The following is a 13,619-nucleotide window of genomic DNA, read 5'->3' on the forward strand; positions in this document are numbered from 1 at the left end:
GTGACTGACTTGTTCTGGCCCGGCGACGAGCGCGCCGACGGCCTGCTCGACGACGCCGCACTGCTCTCGGCGATGGTGGGCGTGGAGCAGGCCTGGCTCGAGGCGCTCGCGGCCGAGGGCGTCGCCCCGGAGGCCGTGGTCGTCGACCTGTCGGCGTTGGTCAGCGCCAAGGACGTGCCCGCGCTCTCCCTGGCAGCGGAGTCCGGCGGCAACCCGGTCATCGGGCTCATCTCCCTCCTACGGGAACGGACCGACGGCGAGACCTCGCGCTGGCTGCACCGCGGCCTCACCAGCCAGGACGTCGTCGACACCGCGCTCGTGCTGACCCTTCGCGACGCCGTGGCGCGGGTGGACGCCGAGCTGCGGACGCAGCTGACACGCCTCGCCGACCTGGCCGAGCAGCACCGTGACGACCCGATGGTGGGCCGCACGCTGACCCAGCACGCGGTGCCGATCACGGTGGGCGCCAAGCTCTCCGGCTGGATCACCTCGCTCGCGGACGCCCGGGATGCCCTCTGCGCCGCCCGGCCCGGCCTCGTCATCCAGGTTGGCGGTGCGGCCGGCACGCTGGCCGCACCGGTCGAGCTCACCGGTGACGTCGAGCAGGCCCTGACCCTCGTCGAGCGGACCGCGCGCACCCTTGGCCTGTCAGCGAGTCCCCCGTGGCACACGGCTCGGTCTCCGTTCACCCGGGTCGGCGACGCGCTCGTGACGTGCACCGACGCATGGGGGCACGTGGCCGCGGACGTCGCGACGCTGTCGCGTCCGGAGCTCGCGGAGCTGGCGGAGGGCTCCGGCGGAGGCTCCTCGACGATGCCGCACAAGGCCAACCCGGTGCTGTCGGTGCTGCTGCGCCGCACGGCTCTGTGCTCCCCCTCGCTGGCGGCGACGCTGCACCTCGCGGCGGCCACCACCGTCGACGAGCGCCCGGACGGCGCGTGGCACGCCGAGTGGTCGACGCTGCAGCAGCTGGGTCGCCGCACCGTCGTGGCCGCCTCACACGCCACCGAGCTGCTCGGCGGTCTGCGGATCAGCACGGACCGGATGCGTGAGAATCTCGCGACCGCAGCCGGCACGGACACCGAGCAACGGTCGATGGCGGCGCTCACGGGTCGCGAGCCGGGGAGCAGCTACTCCGGCACGGCCGGGGTGATCACCGACGCCGCAGTGCGGCGAGTCCGAACCATCGCGGAGGACCTGTCATGACCACGTCACTCGTCGGGGTGCCCCTGGGCGGCACCGCACACGCCCCCCTCCTGCTGCTCGGACCCTCGCTCGGTACGTCAGCGGCGACCCTGTGGGGGCACGCCGCCACGGACCTCGCCAGGTCCTTCCACGTCGTCGGCTGGGACCTGCCTGGTCACGGCCGGCATCGTGGCGCCGACAGTGCGTCCGAGGAGCCCTTCACCATCGCCGACCTCGCCGCCGGCGTCATCGAGATCGCGCAGGTCTACTCCCCCGACCGGCCGTTCCACTACGCCGGCGACTCGGTGGGCGGTGCGGTCGGGCTGCAGCTGCTGCTCGACGCCCCGGAACGCGTCGCCAGCGCCACCACCCTGTGCACCGGAGCACGCCTCGGTACCGAGGAGATGTGGCGTGAGCGTGCCGCCAGCGTCCGGGCCTCGGGCACCGCGTCCATGGTGTCCGGGTCGGCGGAACGCTGGTTCGCTCCCGGCTTCCTCGACCGCGAGCCCACTGCCGGCTCCGCCCTCCTGCACGCCCTGCGCGACACCGATGACGAGGGGTACGCACGGGTGTGCGAGGCACTTGCGACGTTCGACGTTCGCGAGAGACTGCACGAGATCACCACCCCCGTCCTGGCCGTCGCCGGCGGCCACGACGGGCCGACACCACCGGCACTGCTGCGCGAGGTGGCCGACGGCGTGCAGGACGGCCGGCTCGTCGTGCTGGACGACGTCGCCCACCTCGCTCCCGTCGAGGCCCCTGCCCGGGTCGCCCAGCTGATGACCGACCACGCAGGAGGACACCGTGACTGAACCGGCCGACGAGAGCTGCACCACCCGCGACGTCCATGACGCCGGTATGGCCGTACGCCGCGAGGTCCTCGGCGATGCCCACGTCGATCGCGCCGTGGCCGGGACCACCGACTTCACCGCGGACTTCCAGGAGCTCATCACGCAGTACGCCTGGGGCAGCATCTGGACCCGCCCCGGGCTCGACCGACGCAGCCGCTCCCTCATCACGCTCACGGCCCTGGTCGCGCGGGGGCACCACGAGGAGCTCGCGATGCACGTGCGTGCGGCCAGGCGCAACGGTCTGACCGCCGACGAGATCAAGGAGCTGCTGCTCCAGAGCGCCATCTACTGTGGCGTGCCCGACGCCAACACCGCGTTCCGCATCGCCCAGGACGTGCTTGCCGAGACCGGCGACGCGTGACGCGTTCCCCGGCAGTGTCTGCCTAGTCTGACCTCATGACACCGACCTCCGGCCCCGGCGACCAGTTCGTGCAGTCGCTGGCCCGTGGACTCGCGGTCATCGTCGCGTTCGACGACGAGCACGCCGAGATGACGCTCGCCCAGGTGGCGCAGCGCACGGGCTACAGCCGCGCCACGGCGCGGCGGTTCCTGCACACGCTCGTGGAGCTCGGGTACATGCGCACCGACGGCAAGGCGTTCGCGCTCACGCCCCAGGTGCTGCGTCTGGGCACGGCCTACCTCTCGGGCCTGGGCCTGCCGGAGATCGCACAGCCTCACCTCGAGAGGCTCTCGGGGGAGCTGGGCGAGTCGACGTCAGCAGCCGTCCTGGACGGCACGGACATCGTCTACGTGGCCCGCGTCGCCACACGTCGCATCATGAGCGTCGGCATCTCCGTGGGCACCCGCTTCCCGGCCTACGCCACGTCGATGGGCCGCGTGCTGCTGGCCGCTCTCGACGACGCCACCCTGGACGCCTACCTCGAGCACGCCGAGCTGCGGCCGCTGACGCCGCGGACGCTGCACGACGCGCAGACCCTGCGGGAGGAGCTCCGTCGAGTGCGTGAGCAGGGCTGGGCTCTCGTCGACCAGGAGCTCGAGCGCGGACTGACGTCACTGGCAGCGCCGATCCGCGACGCGAGTGGCAACGTCGTCGCCGCGATCAACGTCTCCCAGGCGACGATCGACGGCGAGCCGCAGATCGACGCCGCACGGATGCCGCTGCAGGAGACCGCCGCGGCCATCGGCCGCGACCTCGCGGCCCAGGACGCCGCGGGCTGAACCCACCTCACCGCGACGGCTCCCGGCGGGCGGGCCGGTGGGCCCGTCGCACTCCTGTGCCCGGCGCGGACCGACCCCGGGTTGTCGTGCCTCGCGCTCGAGCCTAGACTGGCTTCGTTCGTTGAACGAACTCATGTTCGAGATGCGAACCAGAACAAGAGTCGACACCTCCGAGGATCCCGATGCCCGACGCCTTCCTCTACTCCGCCGTCCGCACGCCGTTCGGGCGCTTCAACGGCGCCCTGGCCGGTGTCCGACCGGACGACCTCGCGGCGGTGGCGATCGAGGGCCTGATCGCCCGGACCCCCGGGCTCGACCCCGAGCGGATCGGCGACGTGGTGTGGGGCAACGCCAACGGCGCCGGGGAGGACAACCGGAACGTCGGCCGGATGGCCGTGCTGCTGGCCGGCCTGCCCGTCAGCGTCCCCGCCACCACGATGAACCGACTGTGCGGCTCCAGCCTCGACGCGGCCATGACCGCCTCACGCACGGTCGGCAGCGGTGACGCCGACGTCGTGATCGCCGGCGGCGTCGAGTCGATGACCCGCGCGCCGTGGGTGCTGCCCAAGCCATCGCGCGCCTTCCCCGCCGGGAACGTCGAGGCCGTCTCCACCACCCTGGGCTGGCGTCTGGTGAACCGTCGGATGCCGGCGGAGTGGACGGTCTCCCTCGGCGAGGCCAACGAGCAGCTCGCCGAGCACTTCGACATCTCCCGCGAGCGGCAGGACGAGTTCGCCGCCCGCTCGCACGCCCTCGCGGACTCCGCGTGGGCTGCGGGCTTCTACGACGACCTCGTCGTCCCCGTCCCCGACGTCGACCTGGCCCGTGACGAGGGCATCCGGCCCGGCACGACCGCCGAGACGCTCTCCGCCCTCAAGCCCGCGTTCCGGCCCGACGGACTGATCACCGCCGGCAACGCATCCCCGCTCAACGACGGCGCCTCGGCCCTGGTCATCGGGTCCGAGCACACCGGCCTGGACATCGACCCGCTCGCCCGCATCGCCGGACGCGGCGCCAGCGCCCTGGAGCCACAGCGGTTCGGCTACGCACCCGTGGCAGCAGCGGACCAGGCACTGGAGCGCGCCGGCATCACGTGGGAGGACGTCGGGGCCGTCGAGCTGAACGAGGCGTTCGCCGTGCAGTCCCTCGCCTGCGTCGACGCCTGGAAGGTCGACCCCGAGATCGTCAACACCAAGGGCGGTGCCATCGCGATCGGTCACCCACTCGGTGCCTCCGGCGGTCGCGTCCTCGGCACGCTCGCCCACGTCCTGCGCGAGCGCCGCGAACGCTGGGGGGTCGCGGCCATCTGCATCGGCGTCGGACAGGGGCTCGCCGTCGTGCTGGAGAACACCCAGACAGGTGGCCCGGCATGAGCCGCACGACCTTCCACACCGATCCGCTCGAGGCCGTCGGCGGCATCGCGGACGGCGCCACCGTGCTCGTCGGCGGGTTCGGCATGGCCGGCATGCCCGTGCGGTTGATCGACGCCCTCATCGAGGCCGGACCGACGGACCTGACGATCGTCAGCAACAACGCCGGCAACGGCGACACCGGGCTCGCGGCGCTGCTGGCGGCCAAGCGCGTGCGCAAGGTCGTCTGCTCCTTCCCCCGACAGCACGACTCCCACGTCTTCGACGGGTTGTACCGGGACGGCGAGATCGAGCTGGAGGTCGTCCCGCAGGGCAACCTGGCCGAACGCATGCGCGCCGCCGGTGCCGGCATCGGGGCGTTCTACTCTCCCACCGCGGTCGGCACCCCCCTGGCCGAGGGCAAGGAGACCCGCACCCTGCAGGGTCGCGAGTACGTGCTCGAGCTGCCCATCCATGGCGACGTCGCCCTCGTCGGCGCCCACCGGGCGGACCGCGCCGGAAACCTCGTCTATCGCAAGACGGCCCGCAACTTTGGCCCGGTCATGGCGACCGCGGCCGCCACCACCATCGTCGAGGTGGCCGGTGTCGTCGATGCCGGCGGGCTGGACCCTGAGGCCGTGGTGACCCCCGGCATCTTCGTCGACCGCGTCCTCGACCTCTCGGCCACGGAGGTGCCGGCATGACGAGCACACCCCTGGACCGGGACCAGCTGGCCGCGCGCATCGCACAGGACATCCCCACCGGCTCCTACGTCAACCTCGGCATCGGTCAGCCGACGCTCGTGGCCGACCATCTCGACGTCGAGTCCGGCGTCGTGCTGCACACCGAGAACGGGATGCTGGGCATGGGCCCCGCCGCGCACGGCGACGACGTCGACACCGACCTCACCAACGCCGGCAAGATCCCGGTCACCGAGACCGACGGCTGCTCCTACTTCCACCACGCGGACTCCTTCGCCATGATGCGCGGCGGCCACCTCGACGTGTGCGTGCTCGGCGCCTTCCAGGTGAGCGTCGGCGGCGACCTCGCCAACTGGCACACCGGCGCGCCCGATGCGATTCCCGCCGTCGGCGGCGCCATGGACCTCGCGATCGGCGCCAAGGACGTGCTGGTCATGATGTCGCTGTTCACCAAGGACGGCACCAGCAAGCTCGTACCGGAGTGCACCTACCCGTTGACCGGCGTCGCCTGCGTCAGCCGCGTCTACACCGACCACGCCGTGCTCGAGCTCACCTCCGACGAGGTGCGGGTGCTGGACACGTACGGCTGCACGGTCCAGGAGCTCCGGGACCGCACCGGCCTCGACCTGCACGACGCCCGCGACTGACCCGGCCCCGCCGCACTCAACCACACGCACTCCGTTGATGTGGCTTCGATCCCCACCCCGGCGCTCAGAGGGTGAGGGTGAGCCGACCGGTGCCACGTTCTGCATCCTCGGCTGCGGCGACCCGGGAGACGCAGATGCACACCGACGCGTCGGTGGCCTTCTCCTCGTCGCTGAGGAAGACGTCGCGGTGGTCGACACGACCCTGCAGCCCGCTGATGCGCACCTCGCACAGGCCGCACTCGCCCTTGCGGCAGTCGTACATCATGTCCGCACCGGCGGCGGCGAGCGCCTCCAGCAGACTGGAGTCCGACTCGACGACCGTGCGCACGCCGAGCTCGGGGATCGCCACCTCGAACGGCTCAGGCTCGAACCAGCCACTGCTGCCGAAGGTCTCGAACCGCAGGTCGGCGATCGACCGCCCACGATCGAGCCAGGAGCGGCGCACCGCGTCCATCAACCGGATCGGACCGCACACGTAGACCTCGGTGCGTCCACGCTCTGGCAGACCGGACACGAGGGCGTCGACATCGAGGGACGTGCCCTCGTCGTCGACGCACAGCTGGAGGCGGTCACCGTGCAGCTCGGCGAGCTCGTCGAGATAGGCCATCTGCTCACGGCTGCGACCCACGTACACGAAGCGGTAGTCCTGGCCGAGGCGGTGCAGGACCCGTCCCATCTCGATGACGGCGGTGATGCCGATGCCGCCGGCCAGCAGGACGTAGGAGTCGGCGCCGTGGCGGAGCTCGAAGTTCTGCAGCGGCTGCGTGCAGCCGATCCGGTCCCCGACGGCGAGCCCGTGCATGTGTCGCGAGCCACCGCGCGAGGACTCCGCGAGCATCACCGAGATGGTGACGAGCGATCCGTCGCTGCTGGACTCGACGACGGAGTAGGAGCGCACGTCCTCACCCTTGGGGGTGGTGACCCGGACGTCGATGTGCGTACCCGGCTGGGCCTTGCGGCCCCGAGTCGGTCCCGCCGGTCGCCGCAGCGTGATGCGCCGTACACGATCGGTGACCGGCACCGACTCGACGACCTCGGCGTCGGCCCACACCGGGCGGGGGTCCGAGCTCATGCGGCCACGTCCTCAAAGAAGCAACCGTAGGATCTTGGCCGCACTCGTGCTCCATCGTTCGCTCGCTGACGCTCGTTCATGAGGCCGACCCGCTGTGCGTGAACTCCTCGAGCGCCGACTCCGGCGTACCGCCCTCGTTCTCGACCGCGAGCATGCGGTCGAGGATCCGCCGGACCCACATGCCGCCGGCGTCGATGTTGAGGGAGTAGAACTCGTGGTCCGGGTTGGCGTCGATGGCCTCCTGCTGGGCCTGGAGCATCGCCTCGTCCTCACCGAAGACGCCGTGGACACCTTGACGCAGCTGCGTCGTGATGGTCTGGCTCTCCAGCCGGTAGTTGCGCATGAACGCCCAGAAGTAGTGCGAGGTGCGGTCCGTCTCCGGGCTGATGGTGTTCATGACGTATCCGTTGACGCCCTGGCTGCGGTCGCCCTCGGGGGCGCCCGTGCCGGTCTTCGCGACACCGACGTCGATGCAGATCGTCGCGGGCGCGTAGTAGTGGATGATCTGCCAGCGGTCGACGTTGCCCTCGAAGTCCGGGAACCGGTCGCGAATGTTCTTGAGCCAGAACGGTGGCGGCGCGACGTCGATCATCCAGCGGCTGACCGTGACGCTCCCGTCGGCCTCCAGCTTGGTGAGGAACGGGGACTCGCTCAGCTCCGCCTGCCCGATGCTGCCGCCGTGGACGAACTCCTCGTGAGTCAGGTCCATGAGGTTGTCGAGGATGAGCTGGTAGTTGCACTTGGCGTGGATGGTCTCACCGTCGCCGGCCCACTCCGGGTCGGTCATCTGGCTCATGTCCGGGATGAGGTCCGGGTCGGCGAGGGTCATGTCGCCCGGCCAGACCCACAGGTACCGGTACCGCTCCACCACGGGATAGGACGGCACCATCGCGCTCGGGTTCACCGTCTTCTGGGCGGGCATGGAGGTGCAGCGGCCGGTCGAGTTGTAGCGCAGGCCGTGGTACGGGCACTGGATCTCATCGGAGCCGACGAGCTGGCCCAGCGACAGGGGGGCGAGGCGGTGCCAGCACGCGTCGGCGAGGGCGACGGGACGCTGGTCAGCGGTGCGGTACAGGACCATCGGCTTGCCGGCGATCGTCCTGGAGATCGGCGCCTTGCCGGTGACCTCGTGGTCCCAGGCCACGGCGTACCAAGCGTTGAGGGGGTGGGGGAAGATCTTGGCGGTGACGGTCTCGTTCGTCTCGAGGCTCATGACGGCTCCTTCGCTGCGGCGCCTTCAGTCTCCGCGTCACGACGTGACCGGCACCACGAACATTTCACTCACTGGAAGACGGCCTGGCTCGCAGTGCTCGCGTGATGCCTTGGGCCGCAGTGAGCACGTAGGGCGCGAGCTCTCGGGGCTTGGCCGTGGCGGCCTCGACGACGATCGAGACGGCGGCGACCACCTCGCCCGAGCCGTCTCGGACGGGAGCAGCGACGGAGGTGGCGTCCTCGGTGACGGCACGCGAGGAGACGGCGTACCCACGCTTGCGCACCTCGGCGAGCTCGCGCCGCAGTGCGTCGGGGTCGGTGATCGTGCCCGATGCGTAGCGCGGTAGTGGCTCCCCCAGCACCACTTCCTGGACCTGTGGCGGGGCGTGCGCGAGCAGCACCTGCCCGACGCCGGTGGCGTGCAGGTGGAACCGTCCACCCACTCGCGTCAGCACCGGGACCGCGAGCCGTCCGGCGATGCGCTCGACGAAGACGAGCTCGATGTCGTCGCGCACAGCCAGCTGCACGTTCTGCCGAGTGATGACGTAGAGGTCCTCCATGAACGGCAGGGCCGCCTCACGCAGCCCCGGTGCACGGGGCGCGAGACTGCCGACCTCCCAGAGGCGCAGACCGATGCGGTACCTGCCGGTCGCCGTGCGCTCGAGGGCGCCCCACTCCACGAGCTCGGCCGCGCGCCGGTGGGCGGTCGGGACGCTGACGCCGGCCCGCCGGGCGAGCTCGCTGAGCGTGATCTCGAGATGTTGCGCATCGAAGGCGGCCAGCAGCGCCAGCACCTTCGACGTCACGCTCGAGCCCGACACCTCTTCACGGTACCGAGCCCGGGACGTCCATGGGCCCACAGGCGTACGGTGGACCTACCTCGCGTGAAGGAGTCCGCATGCCGACGATCGTGACCGGGTACGTCCCCACCCCCGAGGGTGAGGCCGCCCTGGAGTGGGCCATCGACCACGCCGCTGACACGGGCGGGTCGCTCGTCGTCGTCGCGCGTGGTGGCGGGGCCCTGGAGGTAGGTGTCTCCGAGGAGCAGGAGATGGATGCCCTGGCCGCACGCCTCGACGGCGCCGGGATTCCCAACGAGGTCTTCCACTATGCCGCCGGTACGGGCGGGAGCACGGGAGGCGCTGACTCGATCCTCGACCACGCCCGCCGCACCAAGGCCGACCTCGTGGTCATCGGCCAGCGTCGACGCTCACCCGTCGGCAAGCTCGTGCTCGGTTCGACCTCGCAGAAGATCCTGCTCGAGGCGGACTGCCCGGTGGTGGCGGTCAAGCCGCGCTAGGCCGCGCCGTCCCGGGGCCTAGGTCATGTCTCTCAACTCCGCGCGAGTGATCCGGGCGGCATCCGCGCCCGGCTGACAAGGAAGAGGAGTGAGGCATACCGGGCCGTACGTCGATCGACGATGACGCAGTCAGCCGGGATGCGGGGGCGTCCGGGCGCCGCGGGGATTTGAGAGACATGGCCTAACCTCACGACCAGACCTTGACCCAGTCCACCTCGAGGGTGGCCAGCGCGGGAGTGTCTGCGGTGCGCTTGTTCTCCGCCTCCCCGATTCCCTGGGAGATGGCCAGCATGAACGGCTGGTCGAACGGCTGCGACCCGGTGAGCGGGGGGTTGGCGGCCCACTCGTGGTCGAGGCACACCTGGTCGCCGTAGGTGATCGTGATGCCCCTGGGCGTCCACTCGGCGGCGTACGTCGTCCACTGGGTGGGATCGAGCGTGCACCAGTAGTTGGTCCGTCCGGAGGTCAGTGAGTCATCTCCCGGATGCATCGGTGCGTCGTAGTGCAGCATCGGGATCAGCCGGTCGGGGTAGGTGCTGTAGAACTCGGCGATGTCGATCTCACCGGAGTGCGGCCACGGGCCGTACTTCTGGTCGTCCTCCGGCCACATCCACAGCGCCGAGTGGATGCCCGGCACCTTGGCGTCGGGGAACTTGGCCCGGAACTCGAAGCGGCCATAGGCCTGGGTGAACCTCTGGTAGGTGCTGATGGACGCGGCCGTGTACTCGGCCTCGTAGGCACCCCAAGGACTCTTGCACGTGAAGGGCTCGTCCTGCTTGCGAGTGTGGAGCTTCAGGGTGCCGCCGCTGACCTCGATGTTCTCCTCGTCGTCGACGACGCAGGCGTTGCCGTGCTGCCAGCCCGAGTGGTCGGTCCGTTGCGGCAGCCAGAGGTCCCGGTCGAGCGCGTCGCCGTCGAAGTTCTCCGCGAGGGTGCAGGTCCACGGCGTGCCGTCGGCCTTGTGGATCACCGGCCCGCACGAGGTCTGCTTCTTTGGCCCCTTCGGCGTGGGCCGGCCACCCTTGGCCGGCTTGGGATCCTCACCCTTGGCCTGCGCGAGCGCAGCGGACTGCACCGTGCTCCCTGCAACGGTGGTGACCTGGTGCGTGGGCTTGCCGGCCTCCGCCGGGGTGAACATCGCCAGGCCCAACGCCATCGCGAGCATGCCGGTCAACGTGCGACGTCGGCTGTGTCGGGGCAGTCTCTGCCGAGTCCGGTGGGTCTGCTGGCCTGTCATGGTTCTCCCTAGTCGTCGTCGAGAGATCGATCGTGCCGCCACACCAGCGCGGACTCACCTTCTCAGCCGTCCTCGGCAGGAGTCTGCGCATTCCTCATTGTGGGTGGGCGGGCACCTCAGCGCCAGTCGTGTGTCCGGGCGCTGGAGGCTCCCCGTCGGCCCGGTCCGCCGATATCGTGACCGGCATCGATCAACCGGAGGCCTCCGATGAAGCAGCTCGTCCGCACGTCCGCGGTCGTCGTGACGCTCCTGACGGGTCTGTCAGCGTGCAGCGACGACGCTGACCGTTCGGCGGCCACGAGCCCATCCGCCGAACCCACTCCCACGTCCGCCACGACCGAGCCGACCGACATCGTGGGGCAGTGGGTCGGGACCTGGAGATCCAACGACAACCAGGGCGATGCCGTCCTGACGCTCACCCACGACCGACCGCTGACCGGATCGATCGACATCGTCGACATCTGCGCTGCGGACTGGGATGAAGTACGTCGCGCCGACGACGTCATCCGTGTCAAGGCGACCGTGACCTCCGGCAACTGCATCGACAACCAGTGGGACGTCGTCATCGACGATGCCCGTCTGACCACGACCGATCCCCAGAACCCGACGAACTCGGTCACGCTCACCCGCGAATGACCTCGCCGGCGGCACCGAGTCATCACGGCTCACCTGTCATCCAGGCGCGTGGTCCGGGTCTCGACGGTAGTCGCTCGGGGCAAGGCCGAGGACGCGGCGGAAGTCGGCCGCGAGGTGGGCCTGGTCGGCGTAGCCCAGGTCGGCAGCGACGCGGGCAACGGTCAGAGTGGAGTCCTCGCGGAGACGCTGCGCGGCCTCCTGGAGCCGGTACCGCCGGATGATCGCCAGCGGCGGCAGGCCGACGTGGCGCGCCGCGAGACGCTGCACGCCGCGAACCGACGTGCCGAGATGGTCGGCCACCTGTTCGACCCGCACGATGCCGCGGTCCGAGGCGATCACGTCCTCCATCGCGTTCGCCAGCAGTGCACTCTCGCCCGGGGTGGCGAGGTGCTCGCCCGCCCACGCGACGAACGCCGCGACGGCGGCGGCACGGCCGGCTTCCTCGTCGTCGTCGCTCATCGCTGCCACGACGTCGCGGTGCAGCCCGGGGGCGTCGTACGGCACCTCGTCGTCCCGGATGCTCCGGGGGTCGTCGGACAACGACGTGACCCCGGCCGGTCGCAGCAGGGCACCCACCGCCCAGCCGCTGCCCTGCAGGTCTCGGTGTGAGGCGCCGGACGTCGGGCCGGACAGTGTCACCCCGTCGGTCTGGACCACGAGGTTGGATGCGGGGAACGGCAGCAGCTGCTGCCGCGACGTCCGTCCGGGTGCGAGGTTCCACCGCGGGATCCAGAACCAGCGGACGAGCTGTGTCAGCTCGACGGGTGCGGGGACCCGGTGGAACGTCGGGAGCCGTACGGGGTAGAGCACGCCACGCCCATCGCCGAGGTCGGTCACCGTCACCTCCTTGGCGAGGTCGTCGTGAATCTTCAAGCCTGCGACGCGTGGGCGTCCCTACGGTCGAGTCATGACTGAACATGACACAGCTGAGCCTGACACAGCCGGGGCCGGCGTGACCGGTGAGCACACGACCCACGGCATCCCGCACGGCTCGACGAGCCTGACCCCGTTCATCGCTGTGCCGGGAGCGGCGGCAGCGATCGAGTTCTACCGCTCGGTGTTCGGTGCACGAGTCGTCGACGCCACCGAGATCGGCGGCATCACCGTCCACGCCGACCTGGACTTCGGCCACGGCAGGCTCCAGCTCGGTGAGCCGAACCCCGACTACGGCCTCGTGCCAGCGCCCGAGGGCGAGGCCGACTGCTACTCGATCGGCCTGTACTGCTCGGAGGTCGACGCCCTCGTCGAGCGCGCCGTCGGTGCCGGAGCAACGGTCCGCGAACCGGTCAGCACCTTCGTCTCCGGCGACCGGTTCGCCTCCATCCGCGACCCGTACGGCGTCCGCTGGTCGATCATGACCCGCGTGGAAGACCTGTCCGAGGCCGAGAGCGCCCGACGGGTCGCCGCCTGGGCGGCCGAGCAGTAGGGCCACGCACCGGCAGACCGACGAGGCGCCGCGGTCCCGACTCGGTCACGGACCCGGAACCATCCCCCGATGTGCACACTCTTAGCACTGAGTACACTAAGTGGATGGCACGGAACAACGGGTCGCTGTATCGAACGATCCAGGGCGACATACAGCGCGACATCCTGAGTGGCACACTCACGCCCGGTGACTGGCTGCCCTCCGAGAGCCAGCTGCAGCACAAGTACGAGGTCTCTCAGACCTCGGTCCGACGCGCCTTGCTGGAGCTGCAACGTCTAGGACTGATCGAGAGGTTCCACGGCCGAGGCAGTGTCGTCGCCTCCAACCGCGTTCGGGCGATGAGTCCGATGCTGGGCCTGGGACGCGAGCTCCGACAGGCCGGGTTCGTTCTGCGCCCGGAACTTCTGACCAACCAGAGAATCGACGCCGACGAGACAGTCGCCGACGCGCTCGGCCTGATGCCCGGCGACCCGGTCCGCCACATCGAACGGCGCTACCTCTGCGACGACCGACCGCTGGTCTTCCTGGAGCACTACCTACCGGCGCTTGCGGGAGTGGACTTCGATGAGTTCACCGGCGACTCGCTGTACGCCTTCCTTACCGTGCGTGACGCCCAGCCCTTCTCCGCCCATGAGAAGGTCCGAGCGGTCAACCTCGTCGACTCCACCGCGTCCCGTCTCGACGTGCCCCCGGGGACGGCGGCACTACTGCGCGAACGCGTCTCCATCGGTGGCGACCGCCAACCGATGGAGTACACGCGCTACCTGCTGAACGGCGACCTCTATCACCTGGAGATCGACCTGAAGAACGAACTGATCGGCTGA

Annotated in this window: 16 protein-coding genes; 11 read left to right on the forward strand and 5 right to left on the reverse strand. The window is 70.4% G+C overall.

Going from position 1 to position 13,619, the window contains the following annotated elements:
* The 7 genes from ACEVFP_RS19075 to ACEVFP_RS19105 all read left to right on the forward strand — a co-directional run bounded on the left by ACEVFP_RS19075 (position 1) and on the right by ACEVFP_RS19105 (position 5,912).
* Positions 1-1,206, forward strand: a complete 1,206-nt coding sequence (locus tag ACEVFP_RS19075) for a lyase family protein (protein ID WP_375001105.1) — start codon at positions 1-3, stop codon at positions 1,204-1,206.
* On the forward strand, positions 1,203-1,997 hold the full coding sequence (locus ACEVFP_RS19080) for an alpha/beta fold hydrolase (protein ID WP_375001106.1): 795 nt from the start codon (positions 1,203-1,205) through the stop codon (positions 1,995-1,997). Before ACEVFP_RS19075 ends, ACEVFP_RS19080 begins: the two co-directional genes overlap by 4 nt.
* A gap of 46 nt (positions 1,998-2,043) precedes the next feature.
* Positions 2,044-2,397 carry a 4-carboxymuconolactone decarboxylase gene (pcaC, locus tag ACEVFP_RS19085; RefSeq protein WP_375003870.1) on the forward strand — a complete coding sequence of 118 codons (354 nt, stop codon included), beginning with the start codon at positions 2,044-2,046 and terminating at the stop codon, positions 2,395-2,397.
* Positions 2,398-2,432: 35 nt separating this feature from the next.
* On the forward strand, positions 2,433-3,215 hold the full coding sequence (locus ACEVFP_RS19090; RefSeq protein ID WP_375001107.1) for an IclR family transcriptional regulator C-terminal domain-containing protein: 783 nt from the start codon (positions 2,433-2,435) through the stop codon (positions 3,213-3,215).
* Positions 3,216-3,397: 182 nt separating this feature from the next.
* Positions 3,398-4,588, forward strand: coding sequence for a thiolase family protein (locus ACEVFP_RS19095; RefSeq protein ID WP_375001108.1), 1,191 nt, complete (start codon positions 3,398-3,400; stop codon positions 4,586-4,588).
* Positions 4,585-5,268, forward strand: a complete 684-nt coding sequence (locus ACEVFP_RS19100; protein ID WP_375001109.1) for a 3-oxoacid CoA-transferase subunit A — start codon at positions 4,585-4,587, stop codon at positions 5,266-5,268. The genes ACEVFP_RS19095 and ACEVFP_RS19100 overlap by 4 nt, the downstream gene beginning before the upstream one ends.
* The gene (locus tag ACEVFP_RS19105; protein WP_375001110.1) at positions 5,265-5,912 is read left to right on the forward strand and encodes a 3-oxoacid CoA-transferase subunit B; all 648 of its coding nucleotides are present in this window, start codon (positions 5,265-5,267) and stop codon (positions 5,910-5,912) included. The genes ACEVFP_RS19100 and ACEVFP_RS19105 overlap by 4 nt, the downstream gene beginning before the upstream one ends.
* A gap of 64 nt (positions 5,913-5,976) precedes the next feature.
* On the opposite strand, the gene ACEVFP_RS19110 is transcribed toward ACEVFP_RS19105, so the two are convergent.
* The 3 genes from ACEVFP_RS19110 to ACEVFP_RS19120 all read right to left on the reverse strand — a co-directional run bounded on the left by ACEVFP_RS19110 (position 5,977) and on the right by ACEVFP_RS19120 (position 9,017).
* Positions 5,977-6,984 carry a PDR/VanB family oxidoreductase gene (locus ACEVFP_RS19110; RefSeq protein ID WP_375001111.1) on the reverse strand — a complete coding sequence of 336 codons (1,008 nt, stop codon included), beginning with the start codon at positions 6,982-6,984 and terminating at the stop codon, positions 5,977-5,979.
* A 76-nt stretch (positions 6,985-7,060) separates the two neighbouring features.
* Positions 7,061-8,197 carry a Rieske 2Fe-2S domain-containing protein gene (locus tag ACEVFP_RS19115; RefSeq protein WP_375001112.1) on the reverse strand — a complete coding sequence of 379 codons (1,137 nt, stop codon included), beginning with the start codon at positions 8,195-8,197 and terminating at the stop codon, positions 7,061-7,063.
* Between the two features lie 64 nt (positions 8,198-8,261).
* Positions 8,262-9,017: an IclR family transcriptional regulator gene (locus ACEVFP_RS19120; protein WP_375001113.1), complete on the reverse strand. Its 756-nt coding sequence runs from the start codon at positions 9,015-9,017 to the stop codon at positions 8,262-8,264.
* A gap of 77 nt (positions 9,018-9,094) precedes the next feature.
* On the opposite strand from ACEVFP_RS19120, the gene ACEVFP_RS19125 reads away from it, so the two are divergent.
* Entirely contained in the window at positions 9,095-9,496 is a 402-nt protein-coding gene (locus tag ACEVFP_RS19125; protein WP_375001114.1) for a universal stress protein, read from the forward strand.
* A gap of 187 nt (positions 9,497-9,683) precedes the next feature.
* On the opposite strand, the gene ACEVFP_RS19130 is transcribed toward ACEVFP_RS19125, so the two are convergent.
* Positions 9,684-10,733 (reverse strand): family 16 glycosylhydrolase, encoded by a 1,050-nt coding sequence (locus tag ACEVFP_RS19130; protein ID WP_375001115.1) that lies wholly within the window; start codon positions 10,731-10,733, stop codon positions 9,684-9,686.
* A gap of 207 nt (positions 10,734-10,940) precedes the next feature.
* On the opposite strand from ACEVFP_RS19130, the gene ACEVFP_RS19135 reads away from it, so the two are divergent.
* Positions 10,941-11,369, forward strand: a complete 429-nt coding sequence (locus ACEVFP_RS19135) for a hypothetical protein (RefSeq protein ID WP_375001116.1) — start codon at positions 10,941-10,943, stop codon at positions 11,367-11,369.
* Between the two features lie 36 nt (positions 11,370-11,405).
* Here ACEVFP_RS19135 and ACEVFP_RS19140 read toward each other — a convergent pair whose 3' ends face one another.
* Positions 11,406-12,242 (reverse strand): helix-turn-helix domain-containing protein, encoded by an 837-nt coding sequence (locus ACEVFP_RS19140; RefSeq protein WP_375001117.1) that lies wholly within the window; start codon positions 12,240-12,242, stop codon positions 11,406-11,408.
* A 34-nt stretch (positions 12,243-12,276) separates the two neighbouring features.
* On the opposite strand from ACEVFP_RS19140, the gene ACEVFP_RS19145 reads away from it, so the two are divergent.
* Together ACEVFP_RS19145 and ACEVFP_RS19150 are read left to right on the forward strand one after the other, a co-directional pair.
* Positions 12,277-12,795, forward strand: coding sequence for a VOC family protein (locus ACEVFP_RS19145; protein ID WP_375001118.1), 519 nt, complete (start codon positions 12,277-12,279; stop codon positions 12,793-12,795).
* Positions 12,796-12,899: 104 nt separating this feature from the next.
* The gene (locus ACEVFP_RS19150; protein WP_375001119.1) at positions 12,900-13,619 is read left to right on the forward strand and encodes a GntR family transcriptional regulator; all 720 of its coding nucleotides are present in this window, start codon (positions 12,900-12,902) and stop codon (positions 13,617-13,619) included.

This window comes from Aeromicrobium sp. CTD01-1L150 (assembly GCF_041951745.1).
Taxonomy (GTDB): Bacteria; Actinomycetota; Actinomycetes; order Propionibacteriales; family Nocardioidaceae; genus Aeromicrobium.